Below are 17,599 nucleotides of genomic sequence, written 5' to 3'. Positions count from 1 at the left end.
CCAGCACCCAATTCGGGCCGAATTTGGGGGCTTTCGCGCCTGCTCGCGCTACTGGGTGAGCCCGACCAGCCGGGCCGCGCCGACCAGCCCGGCGGCACCGCCTAGCCCGGCGGGCACCACCCGCAGGCCGGACAGAAAGCTCAGCCCGGCGTAGTCGCCCAGCGACGCGTGCAGCGGGTCGAAGAGCAGGCCGCCCGACTTGGCCACTCCTCCACCGACGACGACGAGGTCCAGATCGCACACCGCGGCCACCGAGGCGATCATCGCCGCCAGGGCCGTGGCGCCCCGGCGAAACGCCGCCAATGCCACCGCATCCCCGGCCACCGCCGCGTCGGCAAGCTCCCTAGCGCCGGAATCCGGGGGCGCAGACCAGCCGTGGGCCCGCGCCCAGCGCGCCATCGACGGGCCCGACGCGACCGTCTCGACACAGCCGCGGCCGCCGCACGTACAGGGCCGGCCATCCGGTTCCACCACGACGTGGCCGACGTGACCGGCATTGCCGGTCCGCCCGTCGTAAGGCATGCCGTCGAGCACCAGCCCGCCGCCCACGCCGGTGGACACCACCATGCCCAGCAGGAAGCGCGCGTCCCGCCCGGCCCCGACCCAGTGCTCGCCCAGGGCCATGCACACGCCGTCGCCGCCCAGCCGTACCGGCACGCCGGGCACGGCGGCGGCCACCTTGTCGCGCAGCGGGAAGCCGCGCCAGCAGCCGATGTTGATCGGGCTGACGGTTCCGCTGTCCAGGTCGACGGGCCCGGCCGACGCGATGCCCACGCCACCGACCGCGTCACCGGCCGCGCGCAAGGCGTCGGCGATCATCGCGGCGACGGCGGCCCAGACCGCGTCAGCGCCGGCCGCGACCGGCGTGGGCTGGGTAGCGGTGTGTACCAGCGCGCCGGCGGCATCGGCCAGTCCGGCGGCGATCTTGGTGCCGCCGATGTCCAGGCACAGGGTGAGCATCAGTGCCGGTGGGTGTTGTCGGGCTGGCGCGGGTCACCGGGATGCTCATAGCCGGGCGCCAGCTCAACCAGCGCGGCGCGACGCGCGTCCAGCCACATGCGGAAGGCACGTCGACGGGCGGCGCCGCGCAGCTGCTCGGCGATCGCCGAACGCACCTGCTCCAGCGGCGGCCCGACGCTCGACGGTGTGCGCCAGCCATCCGGGCCGGGCCGCGGCGATGCAAACCGGAGCGGGTTGCGGGCGTGGTAGTCGGCCACGTCGTCATCGGCCACGTCGACGTCGGCGGTGATGTCGACGAACAGCGCCCGCGCCCGCGGGTCGGCCAATGCCGCCGCGGCCACGCTGCCGATCTCCAGTCGGGCGGTCACGTCGGGCAGCAGGTCGGCCTCGCTCGGGGCTTGCCCCGCCGTCAGGCCGCGGCCGGCCGCCTCGGCGGCGACCATCCGCTCGGTCACGATCAGCTGCGTCAGCCAGCGTCTGAGTTGCCGTCCCTCACTGGTGCCGCTCGCCGGTAACGCGGCCGCGCGGGACCCGCTGCGTAGCGCCGCCTCCCGCGCGTCCACCTCGCCGACGGTAACCGGGGCGCCCGCGACGGTCGCGACCACTGGGGCGCGGCTCATGTCACCGTCACCTGAACCGCCGGCGAGTACAGCAGCCGGCCGGCGCACCCGACCCGGACCAGGGCCCACCACTGGCCGGGTTCCAGCCACGCCGGCGGCGCGACGTCGAAGCCGAGCTCGACCGTGCCGGCGGCCGGCAGCGTCGCACCCAGCGCGGCCGGGCCGATCCACTCCCAGGTGCCCCAGGGGCTGATCAGGTGCGCCTCCAGCGCCAAGTCGGCCCGGGCATGGCTGCCGACCGTAACCGTCAGGCGGGCGGAGTTGCCGGCTTTCAGCTCAATCCCGGCCGGCGAATCGACGAGGTACACCAGCTCGGCATCGGAAACGCCGCCGACAGCCACCACACACACGTCCTCGACCACCTGGTGCCAGGCGGCCGGCACGTAGTTGCCGGTGACGCGCAACTGGGCCCGGACCGGATACAGCCCCGGTTCGGCGCCGGCCGGAATCGTCAGCGCAACGTCGGCCTCTACGTACTCGCCGGCGCACAGCGTGAAGGGCCGCTCGGCGGGCGTGGCCGACCAGCCTTCTGGGCACACCAGTTGAACCGCGCCGCTCAGCGTGTAGTCGCTGCTGTCGCTGGCCGCGGTGAGCCGCAACACCACCTCGCTGCCCGCCTCGGCCGCCACCAGCTCAGGGTGCAGGTGGGCGACGGCCGGCAGACCGCCCAAGGGTGCCGGGCCGCGATTGTGCAGCCAGTAGCGCGCGTACAGCGGCTGGGCGGTCTCGGTTTGCGGGGCCAGTTCGCAAGAACCGGCAAGCACCTTGGGCGCGTCGATCCGGGCCAGCACCGTGGCGACCTGATAGCCGTGCAGGTCCACCGCCCGTTTGCGTCGTTCCGGCTTTTCCAGCAGGTCGGCGAGCTGGAGCGCGCGGACTTTGCCGAGCTCGGAGCCGATCGTCACGCGAGTGTGGGCGCCGGTGGTCTCCACCAGCCGCAGGGCCACCACGCCAGGGTCGACCCGCTGGGCGCTGCCGGCTGCCAGCGGGTTGCCGGCCGCCTTGAGCGCGCCCAGGTGCACCGAGTCGACGGGCTCGACATGCAGCAGCGACCCGACCGGTGACAGCCTTCCCCCCCGCTTTTGCGGGGTCACCGCGCTGAGCGGGTGGGAGAACTGCGCGCTGCGGACCGGGATCCCGGCACGTCGCCAGTCGCCGTCGCCGCAGACCAGTGCGTAGTCGAAATGGTGGGTCCAGTGCTGGAGTTGGAAGTTGGACCCGTCGGGCGCGGTGCGCCGTGGTTCGTCGATCCACACGCCGGACGGCCAGCCGGTGCAGGAGCGCAGCAGCGCGGTGTGCAGGGTGCCATCGGAGTCGACGGCGAAGCTCGGCACCCCGCGGTTGAGCAGCGCGACGGTTCGGTCCTCGAACGGCTCGCAGCCGGAAGGGGCCTCCTGGGCCACGACAATCTCGGCGTCGGCGAGGTCGTCGGTCACCGCCGCGATCGCGGCCCGCAGGCTGCTCTCGTCGCGGCCGTCGATCACCAGCACCGGCAATGCGCGCGGTCCGCGCAGATCGGCGCCGGGCACCCAGACCGCGGCCAGCGGCCTGCACTTTTCGTCGGCCGGTATCCACACCCTGGCCCGGCCGGTCTTGGCAAGCTGCCGCTCGAGCTCGGCGGTGTATGCCGGGTCGGCTTCGGCCAGCACGGCTTTGGTGAAGGCGTTGCGGGTCGGTCCGCCCAGCGCGATGCGGGTGTCCGGCAGATTGGAGTCGACCTCGAGGTTGCCGTAACGCGGCTTGTCCGCGCCGCTGCAGGTCGCCGTCACACCGGCGCGGACCAGCGCGACCATCAGATCACGCGCCATCGGGCCCGACATCGGCTCCGACGGCGACACCACTTCGGCCACCGATACCGCCCGCACCGCGTCCGGACCCACCCGAACCCGCGCCGCCAAGGAGAGCCCGAACCAGCTGTAGGCCGGGTTGTCCAGCGTCCATAGGTGCTGTGCGGTGTCCACCGCGCGGGAATTGTCCTGACCGTCGTGCAGCAGCGCGAACCCGCGCCCGACGACGGCGTCGCCGACCTCGCTGACCGGCATGCCCCCGGGCACCGGACACGGCCAGCGCAGCCGCAGCAAGCGGTCGACCCCGGTGAACTCGTGGATGGTGGTGCGGCAGTCCACTCGTGCCACGTCGTGCCACAGCGTGAGGGTCTGCGTATAGCGCAGCAGCGTGCCGATCCGGCCGTGCACGACGAGCCGCTGACCCAGCCGACCACGGTAGGCCCGCACCTCGGCGGGCGACTCCGACGAGCCGACCACCGGCCCCTTGGATAGCAGGTGCCACGGGCCTTCACCCTGTGTCGGGTGGGAGGCGTATTCCTCGTAGACGGCGAGCTCGTTGCCCACCTTGCCATCGGCGATGAGCTCACGACCGTTATGAACCAGCGAACGGACCGCCCCGCCCCGCGCGGGGTCGACGGCAAGCCGGTAATGCTCGTTGGCGATCTCGGTAGCGGGCAGCGCTTCCCAGCCCGCGGCTTCCCTTCCCGCGTCGCCGGGCACCAGCCGGTACGCGCGCCAGCCCAGCGACGGCACATCGCGGGCCAGCCAGGTGACCAGCCGCCCGCCGTGCTCGACGTGCGCGGGTACGTCGTCACCGTCGGGGTCCAGCACCCGCACCCCGGCGGCCGGCGGCGGGTCGAGCCGGGCGGTGACGACATCGGTGCGCAGATGCGTCAACGGGTTCCACACCAGCATCGAGTTGTCGGGGACGTCCACCGCTCCGGACAGCAGCGCCAGCGAATTGCCGCGCGCCTCGCGTCCCAGCTCCCACGCGTCGCGCCAGCCGGTCAGCAGGTCGAGGTAGACCTGGTCGGACTCCGATCCGGTGATCGCGTCGTGGTGTGCACCGTAGGCCAGTTGCACCCATGCCTTGGCCAGCGCCGCCTGGGGGTACGCGGCTCCGGTCATCAGCCCGGCGAACACGGCGAACCGTTCGGCGTCCAGGACGGCGTTCTCGGCGGCCCGGTTGGCTTGTTTGGTGTCGATGTACGACACGTCCTTGCCGGTGTAGATCGGGTTCATGTCGCGGGTCTGCGGCGACGGCTGTTCGCCCCGCTCGGCCAGTTCGGCGCGCACCGCCGCGAAGAACTCGCGCGGCAGCGCGCACACGAATCGCGGCCAGGTGTAGCGAGCGGCCCAGTCGCGGTGGATGGCGGTGACCCATTTGTTGGGCGGCGTGTAGTCGGTGCCCACCGGCAGCAGCACGTTGCGGGTCAGCGCAACCTTCTTGAGCTGGTCGAACAGCGCGTAGGTGGCGTCCTCGGCCTCGGCCAGCGAGGCCGACGAGTCCATCCACCAGCCCGCCGAATAGTGCGCCGGCATGTAGTGGGTGAGCAGGCCCCGGCCGGACGGCGAAATCCACTCGAACTCGCTGGAAAATTGCATGCGGTCGACGTCCCCGCCTTGCGCGGGGCCCCACTGGTGATGCGGCCCGCGGGCCCACGAACTGGACGTCAGCCCGGCGTCGGCGGCCATCCCGGGGAATTGCGGGTCGTGGCCGAACACGTCGAGCTGCCACGCGGTGGCCGGCTCAGCGCCCAGCACATCGCGCTGAAATCCTATGCCGTGCACCAGGTTTCGGATGGTGGTCTCCGGACTGGTGAGGTTGGTGTTGGGTTCGTTGTAGGTGCCGCCCATCACCTCCACCCGGCCCTCGGCGAGGAATCGGCGCAGGTCGGCGCGGTCCTCCGGGTGGGTGTCCCAGTACGGCTTGAGGTAATCCACCTCGGCCAGCACGAACTTGTACTCCGGCTCCCGGCGAGCCATCTCCAGATGCGCATGCACCAGTTCGAAGCCGTTGGCCTGCCGGGCCCGGCCGGGCGGGTCTTCCCGCCACTGGCTGGTGTAGCCGGCCTGCGTGTTCCACCACACCGGGTCGTAGTGGAAGTGGCTGACCATGTGCATGGTCCAGCCGGGCTCGGCGACGGTGAACTCGAACGGCACGCTCGTCGCGCCGGCGTGCACCCGCGCCGCCCGGCGCTGGCCGACGACGGGATGGTCGACCCTGACCGGAACCTCGACATACCCGTCGTCCCCCGCGGCGACGACCACCTCGCCGTTGAGCCCGTCGCCGTCGATGCGGATCGGCGTCGGCTCGGTGCATCCGCTGACCGTGACGCGTGCCAGCTGCGACAACGCGTCCGTCGGGCCGACGAAAAGTTCGGTCGATTCGGCCGAAACCACCTGCATGACAGCACCCTACCGACCCGGAAGCGCCTATCAGGGGCACTTTGTCGCCGGGTGCTGGAAAGCTCGGTGCCATGGCGCCAACCCGTCGAGCAGACGCAACAGGAAGGATTGACCATGCCCGGACTCGCTCCACCCGTGGCCGACGACCGCAGCGCCCTGCGTGAGTACCTGGCCTACCACCAGAGCGCCTACTTCGCCGTCTCCTACGGCCTCACCGATGAGCAGGCCCGATCCGCGCCGTCGGTCAGCGCCCTGTCGGTCGGTGGCCTGATCAAGCACGCCACCGGCATGCAACGCAATTGGATGGCACGCGTCGCGGCGGCGCCGGACGCGCCGCCGGCGGACGGCCGACCGTTCGAGGAGATCGCCAAGGGGCGCGCCGACGAGCACGTGATGCTGCCCGACGAGACGCTGGACGGGCTGCTGCGCGCGTTCGAACAACAAAACACCGAGTCGCTGCGGCTGGTGGAAACTACGGACCTCGACGCCGCGGTGCCGGTTCCGCACCACATCCCGTGGTTCCCCAAAGACGTCGACGCCTGGTCGGTGCGCTGGGTGATCCTGCACGTGATCAACGAGCTGGCCCGCCATGCCGGGCATGCCGACATCATCCGGGAGAGCATCGACGGCGCCACCATGTACGAGTTGATCGCCGGGCTGGAGCAGTGGGAACCGACGCCGTGGCTGCAGCCCTGGACACCGCGCGGGTAGACGCGGGTAGAACGGAAGCATGCTGACCAGCAGCGGAACCGCGCGCCGCGAGACGGCGGACGGCCCGGTCGAGCTGTTCTACGAGGACCTCGGCGACCCGGCCGGCCCGCCCGTGCTGCTCATCATGGGCTTGGGCGCCCAGCTGCCCATGTGGCCCGACGGCTTCTGCGCGCAGTTCGTCGACGCCGGTTACCGCGTCATCCGGTTCGACCACCGCGACACCGGGCTGTCGGCCAAGATGCATGGCCGGCGCGCCCAGGGCTCGGTCTACCGGCGGGTCGGCCGCTACCTGGTGGGCCGGGCCAGTCCGGTGCCGTACACCTTGGTGGACATGACCCAGGATGTGGTCGGCCTGCTCGACCACCTGGACATCGGCCGGGCCCACGTGGTCGGCGCCTCGCTCGGCGGCATGATCGCGCAGATCCTGGCGGCCCAGGAGCCGAACCGGGTGGCTTCGCTGGGCATCATCATGTCGACCACCGGCAAGCCGTTGTCTGCCCTGCCGGCCTGGCGCGTCATCAGGCTGGCCTTCCGTTCTCCGGCCAACGACGCGTCCGCCGAGGAGAAGCTGGCGTTCGAGATGCGCAATATCGCGGTGTTCAACGGACCCAACTTCCTGCCGTCCGACGGCGAGCTGCGGCAGCGGGTGCTGCGGCTGGCCGAACGCTGCACCTACCCACCCGGCATGCTGCGCCAGTTCGACGCCGTGCTGGGCACCGGCAGCCTGCTCGGCTACAGCAAGGCCATCACCGCGCCGACGGTGGTGCTGCACGGTTCGGTGGACCCGATGGTGCGACCGCGCAACGGGCGCGGGGTCGCTGCGGCCATCCCGGGCGCGCGCTTCGTCATGGTCGACGGGATGGGCCACGATCTGCCCGAACCGGTGTGGCGCCCGATCATCGAGACGCTGACCGAGAACTTTTTCGCTTCGCCGAACGTGTAATGAGGGTGAAATTGAGGCCCGATTTTCACCGTGAATGCGCGCTCGGCGAGATATATCGGCGCGTGAGCGGCGTCACGCAAATTGGGACTTGCCTGCCCGGATTTGGCACACTGCTTCAATGAGTTCCACCAAACACCGCGAGGTGGCAAAGCTCGACCGGGTGCCGTTGCCGGTCGAAGCGGCACGGGTGGCCGCCACTGGTTGGCAGGTCACCCGCACCGCCGCCCGCGTCGTCACGAAGCTGCCGGGCAAGGGTCCGTGGCAACGAAAAGTGATCAAGGAAATCCCGCACACGTTCGCCGAGCTGGGCCCCACTTACGTCAAATTCGGACAGATCATCGCGTCCAGCCCCGGCGCATTCGGCGAGGAGCTGTCCCGCGAATTCCGCGGCTTGCTTGACCGGGTGCCACCGGCCGACAGAAACGAAGTGCACAAGCTCCTCGTCGACGAGCTCGGCGGCGAGCCCGCCGAGTTGTTCGCCAGCTTCGAAGAAGATCCGTTCGCGTCGGCGTCGATCGCGCAGGTGCACTACGCGACCCTGAAGAGCGGCGAAGAGGTCGTCGTCAAGATCCAGCGGCCGGGCATCCGCCGCCGGGTCGCCGCCGACCTGCAGATCCTGAAGCGCTTCGCCCAGGCCGTCGAACTGGCCAAGCTGGGTCGCCGGCTGTCCGCCCAAGACGTGGTAGCCGACTTCTCCGACAACCTGGCCGAAGAGCTGGACTTCCGGCTGGAAGCGCAGTCGATGGATGCCTGGGTCTCCCACCTGCACGCTTCGCCGCTGGGCAAGAACATCCGGGTGCCGCAGGTGCACTGGAAGCTCACCAGCGAGCGGGTGCTCACGATGGAACGGGTACACGGCATCCGCATCGACGACGTCGCCGCCATCCGCAAGGCCGGCTTCGACGGCACCGAGCTGGTCAAGGCACTATTGTTCTCGCTGTTCGAAGGCGGTTTGCGGCACGGCCTGTTCCACGGCGACCTGCACGCCGGCAACCTGTACGTCGACGACCAGGGCCGCATCGTGTTCTTCGACTTCGGGATCATGGGCCGCATCGATCCCCGTACCCGCTGGCTGCTGCGCGAGCTGGTGTACGCGCTGCTGGTGACGAAGGACCACGCGGCGGCCGGCAAGATCGTCGTGCTGATGGGAGCCGTCGGCACCACCAAACCCGAGGCCGAGGCCGCCAAGGACCTGGAGAAGTTCGCCACCCCGCTGACCATGCAAACCCTGGGCGACATGTCCTATGCCGACATCGGCCGGCAGCTCTCGACGCTGGCCGATGCCTACGACGTCAAGCTGCCCCGCGAGCTGGTGCTGATCGGCAAGCAGTTCCTGTACGTCGAGCGGTACATGAAGCTGCTGGCGCCCAGGTGGCAGATGATGTCCGATCCGCAGCTGACGGGGTACTTCGCCAACTTCATGGTCGAGGTCAGCCGCGAGCATCAATCGGACGTCGAGGTCTAATCGGGCGGGATGCGAGGCGGCGACGCGAGGCCGGGATGCAAGGAGGATGTAGTGGAGGTTCGCAGCGGCAACGCGACGAGTGGCGACCTGAAGCTGTACTACGAGGACATGGGCGACATCGACGACCCGCCGGTACTGCTGATCATGGGTCTGGGCGCTCAGCTGCTGCTGTGGCGCACCGGCTTCTGCGAACAGCTTGTCGGCCATGGGCTGCGGGTGATCCGATATGACAACCGCGACGTCGGCCTGTCCAGCAAGACCGAGCGGCACAGCAGCGGCCAGTCGCTGCCGTCGCGGATGTTCCGCTCATGGGTCGGCCTGCCCAGCCGCGCCGCCTACACCCTGGAGGACATGGCCGACGACGCCGCGGCCTTGCTGGACCATCTGGGCATCGAGCAGGCCCACATTGTCGGGGCATCGATGGGTGGGATGATCGCCCAGATCTTCGCGGCGCGTTTCACCGAGCGGACGAAGAGCCTGGCGGTTATCTTCTCCAGCAACAATCGCCGCTTCCTGCCGCCGCCCGCCCCGCGCGCGTTGCTGGCGATCCTCAAAGGCCCGCCACCGAATTCGCCCCGCGAGGTCATCGTCGACAACGCGGTGCGGGTCACCGGGATCATCGGCAGCCCGGGTTACCGCGCTCCCGAGGAACGGGTGCGTGCCGAAGCGGCCGAGAGCTACGACCGCAGCTACTACCCATGGGGTGTCGCGCGGCAGTTCAGCGCGGTACTGGGCAGCGGCAGCCTGGTGCGCTACGACCAGCGCATCGTCGCGCCGACCGTCGTGATACACGGACGGGCCGACAAGTTGATGCGGCCGTTCGGTGGTCGCGCCGTCGCACGCGCTATCCAGGGTGCTCGATTGGTGTTATTCGACGGAATGGGTCATGATCTGCCGCAGCAGTTGTGGGATCGAGTCATCAGCGAGCTGAGGACCAACTTCGCCGCGGCCGGATGAACCCCAGTCCAGATGGCTTTAGACTTCTCAGGGCGATGTCACCCAAAGCATCACAGGTTACGGCTGGGACGGGAGGTTGCGGCAAGTGACGAAGTTGAGACCGTTTTACGAAGAGTCGCAGTCGACTTACGACATTTCGGACGAATTCTTCTCGTTGTTCCTGGACCGCAACATGGTCTACACCTGTGCGTACTTCAAGAACGACGACATGACCCTCGAAGAGGCGCAACTCGCCAAGCTGGATTTGGCACTGGACAAGCTGAACCTCGAGCCGGGTATGACGCTGCTCGACGTCGGGTGCGGGTGGGGCGGAGCGGTAGTCCGGGCGGTGGAGAAGTACGACGTCAATGTCATCGGCATCACGCTGAGCCGAAATCACTACCAGCTCAGCAAGTCCAGGCTGGCCGAGATCCCGACTGAGCGGCACGCCGAGGCGCGGCTGCAGGGCTGGGAGGAGTTCGACGAGAAGGTCGATCGAATCGTCACGTTCGAGGCCTTTGACGCATTCAAAGCGGAGCGCTGGCCCGCGTTCTTCGATCGCGCCTACGAGATCATGCCCGACGACGGCCGGATGCTGTTGCACAGCATCTTCACCCGCCCGCAGACGTATTGGCGCGACCACGGCATCACGGTGACCATGAGCGATCTGCGGTTCTTTCGCTTTCTGGCAACGGAAATCTTTCCCGGCGGGGGTATGTGCGGCGAAGCCGACATCGTCGACAACGCAGAGGCCAGCGGATTCAAGGTCGGTGAAATTCAATACCTGCCGGAGCATTACGTGCGGACTTTGGACATGTGGGCGGCCAACCTGGAGGGCAATCGCGAACAGGCGATCGCCGTCCAGTCCGAAGAGGTCTACGACCGCTTCATGCGCTATCTGACTGGCTGCGCGAACCTCTTCCGCAAAGGCCTGTCCAGCGTCGCCCAATACACTTTGACCAAGTAGCCGCCTGGCGGCGCCAGGGGGCAAACGCACCCATTCTGACCTGCGCGAATTGCGTCTCGGTTTAGTGCGGGAGCACGAAGTCGGCTAGGATTCCCCAACCATGCGGGGGAACTTCTCCAGATGTTGCATGCACCGTGGGGCCGATCGGTCCAGAAAGGCAATACGGCCTCGTGGCTTTTGAAGCTAACGCCGCACTTCGCCGATGTGCAGGCGCACTACGACTTGTCGGACGACTTCTTCCGGCTGTTTCTGGACCCGACCCCGACCTACCTGGCGCTAAGCAAGCTGCGCCTGCGGCCCGGCATGACGCTGCTCGACGACCAATTCACCCGGGAGAAGTGGTGTTTGCGCCGGCCGGACTGCTAACCGGGGGATCTCGATCGAGAAAATCGCAGTCACGCGCCCTCAAACGCGCGGGATGCCGCCGGCCCCGTGTAGGGTTCCGGAGACGGCTATCTCTTGAAGATGTCCGTCGCAGCGGGAGGGCTTATGTCTGAAAACCCAACGGCCCCTGTGAACACGCGGCCGAACGACGAAAACGTCCAGGCACACTACGACATTTCGAACGAGTTCTTCGCGCTGTTCACGGATCCGACTCGCACCTACAGCTGTGGCTACTTTCCGCGCGAGGGCATGACCCTGGAAGAGGCACAGATCGCCAAGCTCGACCTCGCGCTGGACAAGCTCGGGCTGGAACCCGGCATGACCCTGCTCGACATCGGCTGCGGCTGGGGCTCGGCGATGAAACGCGCCATCGAGAAGTACGACGTCAACGTCGTCGGCCTGACCGTGTCGAAGAACCAGCACGCTTACTGCCAGCAACTGCTCGATGGGGTCGACACAAACCGCTCGTACCGGGTCTTGCTGAATGACTGGTGCGAGTTCAGCGAGCCGGTGGATCGCATCGTCACCATCGAAGCGCTGGAGCACTTCGGCTTCGACCGCTACAACGACTTCTTCAAGTTCGTCTACGAGGCGCTGCCCCAAGACGGTGTGATGCTGCTCCACTCGATCACGGGCTTGCACGTCCGGCAGGTCATCGAGCGTGGCATACCGTTGACGATGGATATGGCCAAGTTCATGAAATTCATCGTCACCGACATCTTCCCGGGCGGCCGGCTGCCGACCATCGAGACCGTCGAGGAACATTCGGCGAAGGTCGGTTTCCGGGTCACCCGGATCCAGTCGCTGCAGGCGGACTTCGCAAAGACCCTCGACTTTTGGTCTGAGGCCCTGGAAGCACACAAAGACGAGGCCATCGAGCTCCAGTCCGAAGAGGTTTATGAGCGGTACATGAAGTACCTGACCGGCTGCGCCAAGGTATTCCGGGCGGGCTATGTCGACTGCAATCACTTCACCTTGGAGAAGTAGTCGAGCGGCGCGTTGAATAATCGGTATGGTTGCACGTCACACAAACCACGCGTGCGTGTCCTCAAGTAGTTGAAGATCATCCAGGAGAACGAAACGACAATGGCTGAGAACCAGGCTGGCCCGACGAAAACGCGCACACGGTCCGAGGACATCCAGGCGCACTATGACGTCTCCGACGATTTCTTCGCGCTGTTCCAAGATCCGACCCGGATCTACAGTTGCGCCTACTTCGAGCCGCCGGGCATCACCCTTGAAGAGGCCCAGTACGCCAAGATCGACCTCAATCTGGACAAGCTCGACCTCAAGCCCGGGATGACGCTGCTGGACATCGGCTGTGGTTGGGGCACCACCATGAAGCGCGCCGTCGAGAAGTACGACGTCAACGTCATCGGCCTGACCCTGTCCAAGAACCAGCACGCCCGCAGCCAGCAACTGCTGGGTGCCATCGACACCAATCGCTCTCGCGAGGTGCGGCTACAGGGCTGGGAGGATTTCAGCGAGCCCGTCGACCGCATCGTGTCGATCGAGGCCTTCGAGCACTTCGGGCACGAGAACTACGACGACTTCTTCAAGCGGACCTTCAACATCATGCCGGAAGACGGCCGGATGACCGTTCAGAGCAGCGTCAGCTACCACCCGTACAACATGGCGGCGCGCGGCAAGAAGCTGAGTTTCGAGACGGCGCGCTTCATCAAGTTCATCGTTACCGAGATCTTCCCGGGCGGCCGGTTGCCGTCCACCGAGATGATGGTCGAGCACGGCGAGAAGGCCGGCTTCGTTGTTCCCGAGCCCCTTTCGCTGCAGCCGCACTACATAAAGACGCTGCGGATCTGGGGCGACACGCTGGAGTCCAACAAGGACAAGGCGATCGAGGTCACCTCCGAAGAGGTCTACGACCGGTACATGAAATATCTGCGCGGCTGCGAGCACTACTTCGCCGACGAGATGCTGGACTGCAGCCTGGTGACCTACCTCAAGCCGGGTGCCGCCGCTTAGATTCCTGGGCTGCCGGTGTCGGATTGAGGCGGCGACGTTCGTCGAATTAGATAGAGAGTGGAACACTGGGTTTCGCTCGCTATCCGGAGGTGACGAGACATGCAGTATTTCGCCCTGTTGATCAGCAAGGAAGTCGAGCGCACGCCCGACGAGCAAGCGGCCGAAATGGCCAAGTACCAGGACTTCCACGTCAAGGCCGCCTCAGCGATCCGCGCCGGTGATGCCCTGCACTCCGCTGCCGCGGCGGTGCGCATCACCGGCGGTCCGGACGCGCCCGTAGTCACCGACGGGCCGTTCGCCGAGGGCGCCGAGGTGGCCGGCGGCTACTACGTGTTCGAGGCCGAAAACCTGGACGAGGCTCTGGCTTTGGCGCGTGACATTCCGGTGGCCACGTATGGCGCCGTGGAACTGTGGCCGGTGTTCCACTCCTTCGAACCGTCCCGCAAGCTCACCGGGGACGACTGGCTCGCGTTGCTGCTGGAACCACCCGCATCCGCGCACACACCGGGCACACCGGAGTGGGAGGCGATGTCGGCGCGCCACGGAGAGTTCATGACCGCGGCGGGCGATCACGTGATCAGCGGCGCCGCATTGCACGACCGGTCCGCGGCGACGACCGTGCGGGTCCGCGACGGTGACGTCCTGATCACCGACGGGCCATACGTGGAAGGCGCCGAAATCGCCACCGGCGTCTACCTGCTCGACGCCGCCGACCGCGACGAGGCCGTCAAGGTCGCGTCGATGATCCCCGCTACTGCTGTGCAGCTGCGGCAGTTCGTGGGGGTAGCCGGGCTCTAGCTACCCGAATGGCCGACCTGGACGGCGTCTTCCGCCGGGAATGGGGACCCGCCGTCGCCGCGCTCGCGCGGTGGTCCGGCGACCTGTCCGTCGCCGAGGACGCCGTCCAGGAAGCCTGCGCCGAGGCGCTTCGCAGCTGGCCCCGCGACGGGGTGCCGGAACGTCCGGGCGGCTGGCTGGTAACCGTTGCCCGCAATCGGGCCCGCGACCGATTGCGCCGCGAATCCATCCGTCCCGGAAAGGAATTGGTGGCCGTGCTGGACGATATTCGAGCCCGCACCGAGCACACCGAACCGCATCCGGTTCGCGACGACGAGCTGCGGATGATGTTCACCTGCGCACACCCGGCGCTGGACCGGCAGTCGCAATTGGCGCTGACGCTGCGGCTGGTGTCCGGGTTGACCGTCGCCGAGATCGCCCGTGCGCTGCTGCAGACGGAGACCGCCGTCGGTCAGCGAGTCACGCGGGCCAAGAACAAGATCCGGCATGCCAACATCCCGTTGCGGGTGCCGCCCGCCGACTTGCTGCCCGAACGCACACCACATGTGCTCAGTTGCATCTACTCGGTGTTCACCGAGGGCTATTGGTCGACGGCAGGGCCGTCGGCGATCCGCGACGAGCTGTGCGACGAAGGGGTCCGGCTGGCCGGCGAGCTGTGCACGCTGATGCCCGCCGAGTTGGAGGCGCACGCATTGGCAGCCCTTGTGCTGCTGCATGATTCGCGTCGGACGACGCGCGTGGACGGCGACGGGGCGCTGGTGCCGCTGGAGGAACAGGACCGGCGCCGGTGGGACGGCGCGCGCATCAGCCGCGGCCTGGATCGGCTACGACGGGCCCAGGGATCAACCGGGCCCTATCTGCCGCAGGCGGTGATCGCTGCTGTGCACGCCACCGCGCCGTCCTGGGAGCACACCGACTGGGGTGCTATCTGCGCCGCATACGACCGGCTGCTACAGACGACCGACTCGCCGGTGGTGTTGGCTAACCGCGCGCTGGCGGTCGGGCTGCGCGACGGCGCCGACGCCGGCCTGGCCGCACTGGAAAAGGTGGCGCATGATCCCCGGCTGGCCCGCTCGAATCTGGTGGCGTCGGTGCGCGCCGATCTGCTGCGGCGCGCCGGACGACCCGCCGAGGCCGTCACCTGGTATCGAACGGCGTTGGCGTCCAATGGTTCCGAGCCGGGCCGCGACTATCTGCGTCGGCGCATCGCCGAACTTTCGCCGTAGATCAGCGCTGACCCAAGCCCCGGACGCTCAGCTCGCCCTTGAGATATTGGGCGCGGCATGCCCGACGGGCCAGCTTGCCGCTGGTGGTTCGTGGGATGGTGCCGGCCGCCACCAGCAGCACATCCGACAACGCCAGGCCATGCCGGCGCGATACCGCCGCGCGGATGGCATCGATGACCGGTTGCAGATCGGTCCGGGCCGCGATCGGTGCCCGTTCGGCAACGATGACCAGACGCTCGCCGGCCTCGCCGGGCCCATTGGCGGGCACCGAGAATGCCGCGACGTAACCCGATCGCACTGCTGAGGACGCCTCGGCTGTGGTGGCCTCGATATCCTGGGGATAGTGGTTGCGGCCGTCCACGATGATCAGATCCTTGATACGACCGGTGATGTAGAGCTCACCGTCGAGGTAGATGCCGAGATCACCCGTGCGCAGCCAGGTGGCCTCGCTCGGCGCCCCGTCCGCATGGCTGCCGACCGGCAGTCGGCACTGCAGCTTGTTGCCGAACACGCGCTCGGTTTCCTCGGGGCGTGCCCAGTAGCCGCGGCCGATGTTGTTGCCGTGCAGCCAGATTTCGCCGACCTCACCGTCGGGTAGTTCCGCCTCGGTGTCCGGGTTGACGATGGCAGCCCACTGGCTGCGGGAGATCCGGCCGCAGGAAACGTGCGCGGTGGCATTCGGCTCGTCCGGCGGGACTCGAACCGCATGCCCAGCGCCCAACTGTTCGCGGTCCAGGTAGACAACGGTTGCCCCGGCGGCGGGATCGATGGTCGAGACGAAAAGGGTCGCCTCGGCCATGCCGTAAGACGGCTTGACCGCCGTGCTTGGCAGGCCATACGGGGCGAACGCCGCGTTGAACTTCGCGATCGAGTAGATGCTGACCGGTTCGGAGCCGTTGATCAGCGACACCACATTGCTCAGGTCGAGCTCCTCGCCTGCATCCGGGAGGCCGCGCTTAACGGCCAGTTCGAACGCGAAATTCGGCGCCGCCGCGAATGTGCGGCCGTGCTGAGACTCGGCTGCCAGCTGTCGGATCCACCGCTGCGGCCTTCGGACGAACGCGATCGGCGACATGAGTGTGACCTGGGTGCCGAATACCGCCACGCACACGATCATCAGCAGGCCCATGTCGTGATAGAGCGGTAACCAGCTGACGCTGCGGATGTCATAGTCCATGCCGGTCGAGATCACCATCTGGAGCACGTTGGTGCCGATCGCCCGATGGGTGATCTCGACACCGACCGGCGCCCGCGTCGACCCCGAGGTGTACTGCAAATACGCAAAGTCGTCGGTGTCGAGATGAACCGGGGCGAACGTGGCGCCCACCGAATCGGGGACTTCGTCGATCGCAATCACCCGCGGTCTACGGTCGCGCGGTAGCGACCGGACGAACTCCTGAACCGCCGCACCCGCAGCAGCGGTGGTCAGTATCGCCGCGGGTTGGGCATCGGCAAGCACCGTGTTGAGGCGCTCCGCGTGGCCAGGCAACTCCGGCGCGAACAACGGCACCGCGATGTCGCCGGCCTTGATCGCAGCGAAAAAACCGACGATGTAGTCGATGCCCTGCGGAGCCAGTATGGCCACCCGATCACCCCGCGAGGTCACCTGCTGGAGGCGCGCACCGATCGCCCGCAACCTGGTGCCCAGCTCGGTCCAGGTCAAGTTGATCGCCTTACCGTCGGCGTGCTGGGTGTAGTCGAGGTAGCGGTAAGCGACGGCATCGCCGATGTCGGCTATGTGGCGGTCCAGAAACGTCACCAGGTTGACGCCGTCTGGCAGCACGATGCTGCCGGTTGCGTCGAGGTAATCGGCCAACTCCGGTCGACTTCCCCGACCGCCATCTCCACTCGCTGAAGTACTACTCATGAGGGGAGTCTAAGAGGCGGCTGTACGTTGCATCGTCAGGGACGCACGGTGAACATCCGAGCCAGCTTAGGCCTCTGCGAAGTTGCGGACGATCGACGGGTCGACCGGGATGCCCGGGCCGGTGGTCGTCGACACCGTGATCTTCTTCAGGTACCGGCCCTTCGATGACGACGGCTTGAGCCGCAGCACCTCGTCCAGCGCGGCGCCGTAGTTCTCGGCCAGGTTCTTCTCGTCGAACGACGCCTTGCCGATGACGAAGTGCAGGTTGGCCTGCTTGTCCACGCGGAAGTTGATCTTGCCGCCCTTGATGTCGGAGATCGCCTTGGTGACGTCGGGGGTGACGGTGCCGGTCTTGGGGTTCGGCATCAGGCCACGCGGACCCAGGATCCGGGCAATACGACCGACCTTGGCCATCTGGTCGGGCGTGGCGATCGCGGCGTCGAAGTCCAGGAAGCCGCCCTGGATCTTTTCGATCAGGTCGTCGCTGCCGACGATATCGGCGCCGGCGGCCTGGGCCTGCTCGGCTTTCTCGCCGACGGCGAA

The 17,599-nt window shown here is 67.6% G+C and carries 14 protein-coding genes and 1 pseudogene; 10 read left to right on the top strand and 5 right to left on the bottom strand.

The features are described 5' to 3' along the window. Positions 1-48: 48 nt before the first annotated feature. Genes VML93_RS19980 through VML93_RS19970 form a run of 3 tightly spaced genes read right to left on the bottom strand, consistent with a single transcriptional unit; the run spans position 49 to position 5,776 of the window. Positions 49-960, bottom strand: coding sequence for an ROK family protein (locus VML93_RS19980; protein ID WP_325613339.1), 912 nt, complete (start codon positions 958-960; stop codon positions 49-51). After that, positions 960-1,580, bottom strand: a complete 621-nt coding sequence (locus tag VML93_RS19975) for a DUF7158 domain-containing protein (RefSeq protein WP_325613338.1) — start codon at positions 1,578-1,580, stop codon at positions 960-962. Before VML93_RS19975 ends, VML93_RS19980 begins: the two co-directional genes overlap by 1 nt. After that, positions 1,577-5,776, bottom strand: coding sequence for an NEW3 domain-containing protein (locus VML93_RS19970; protein ID WP_325613336.1), 4,200 nt, complete (start codon positions 5,774-5,776; stop codon positions 1,577-1,579). The genes VML93_RS19975 and VML93_RS19970 overlap by 4 nt, the downstream gene beginning before the upstream one ends. 135 nt (positions 5,777-5,911) lie before the next feature. On the opposite strand from VML93_RS19970, the gene VML93_RS19965 reads away from it, so the two are divergent. The 10 genes and pseudogenes from VML93_RS19965 (at position 5,912) to VML93_RS19920 (ending at position 15,189) form a co-directional block, all read left to right on the top strand. Then, positions 5,912-6,487 carry a DinB family protein gene (locus tag VML93_RS19965; protein WP_325613388.1) on the top strand — a complete coding sequence of 192 codons (576 nt, stop codon included), beginning with the start codon at positions 5,912-5,914 and terminating at the stop codon, positions 6,485-6,487. 19 nt (positions 6,488-6,506) lie between these two features. Next, positions 6,507-7,430 (top strand): alpha/beta fold hydrolase, encoded by a 924-nt coding sequence (locus tag VML93_RS19960; RefSeq protein WP_325613335.1) that lies wholly within the window; start codon positions 6,507-6,509, stop codon positions 7,428-7,430. A gap of 118 nt (positions 7,431-7,548) precedes the next feature. Continuing rightward, on the top strand, positions 7,549-8,895 hold the full coding sequence (locus VML93_RS19955) for an AarF/ABC1/UbiB kinase family protein (RefSeq protein ID WP_325613333.1): 1,347 nt from the start codon (positions 7,549-7,551) through the stop codon (positions 8,893-8,895). Between the two features lie 51 nt (positions 8,896-8,946). Continuing rightward, the gene (locus tag VML93_RS19950; RefSeq protein WP_325613332.1) at positions 8,947-9,852 is read left to right on the top strand and encodes an alpha/beta hydrolase; all 906 of its coding nucleotides are present in this window, start codon (positions 8,947-8,949) and stop codon (positions 9,850-9,852) included. A gap of 85 nt (positions 9,853-9,937) precedes the next feature. Further along, positions 9,938-10,798, top strand: a complete 861-nt coding sequence (locus VML93_RS19945; RefSeq protein ID WP_325613331.1) for a cyclopropane mycolic acid synthase family methyltransferase — start codon at positions 9,938-9,940, stop codon at positions 10,796-10,798. A 120-nt stretch (positions 10,799-10,918) separates the two neighbouring features. Beyond that, positions 10,919-11,116: pseudogene (locus VML93_RS19940) on the top strand (class I SAM-dependent methyltransferase); the annotation flags it as partial. A 171-nt stretch (positions 11,117-11,287) separates the two neighbouring features. Further along, complete coding sequence (locus VML93_RS19935) at positions 11,288-12,169, top strand: cyclopropane mycolic acid synthase family methyltransferase (RefSeq protein WP_325613328.1); 882 nt, start codon at positions 11,288-11,290, stop codon at positions 12,167-12,169. Positions 12,170-12,268: 99 nt separating this feature from the next. Beyond that, positions 12,269-13,165 carry a hydroxymycolate synthase MmaA4 gene (gene mmaA4 / locus VML93_RS19930; RefSeq protein WP_325613326.1) on the top strand — a complete coding sequence of 299 codons (897 nt, stop codon included), beginning with the start codon at positions 12,269-12,271 and terminating at the stop codon, positions 13,163-13,165. Between the two features lie 99 nt (positions 13,166-13,264). After that, the gene (locus VML93_RS19925; RefSeq protein ID WP_325613324.1) at positions 13,265-13,963 is read left to right on the top strand and encodes a YciI family protein; all 699 of its coding nucleotides are present in this window, start codon (positions 13,265-13,267) and stop codon (positions 13,961-13,963) included. Between the two features lie 8 nt (positions 13,964-13,971). Continuing rightward, entirely contained in the window at positions 13,972-15,189 is a 1,218-nt protein-coding gene (locus tag VML93_RS19920; protein ID WP_325613323.1) for an RNA polymerase sigma factor, read from the top strand. Position 15,190: 1 nt separating this feature from the next. On the opposite strand, the gene VML93_RS19915 is transcribed toward VML93_RS19920, so the two are convergent. Continuing rightward, positions 15,191-17,056: a fatty acyl-AMP ligase gene (locus tag VML93_RS19915; protein ID WP_325613322.1), complete on the bottom strand. Its 1,866-nt coding sequence runs from the start codon at positions 17,054-17,056 to the stop codon at positions 15,191-15,193. Positions 17,057-17,122: 66 nt separating this feature from the next. Next, positions 17,123-17,599 (bottom strand): 50S ribosomal protein L1 (gene rplA, locus VML93_RS19910; protein ID WP_325613320.1); only part of this gene is annotated, 477 nt, incomplete at its 5' end.

Source organism: Mycobacterium sp., from assembly GCF_035499775.1.
Classification (GTDB): domain Bacteria; phylum Actinomycetota; class Actinomycetes; order Mycobacteriales; family Mycobacteriaceae; genus Mycobacterium.
This window is presented reverse-complemented; position numbering and strand designations above follow the sequence as displayed.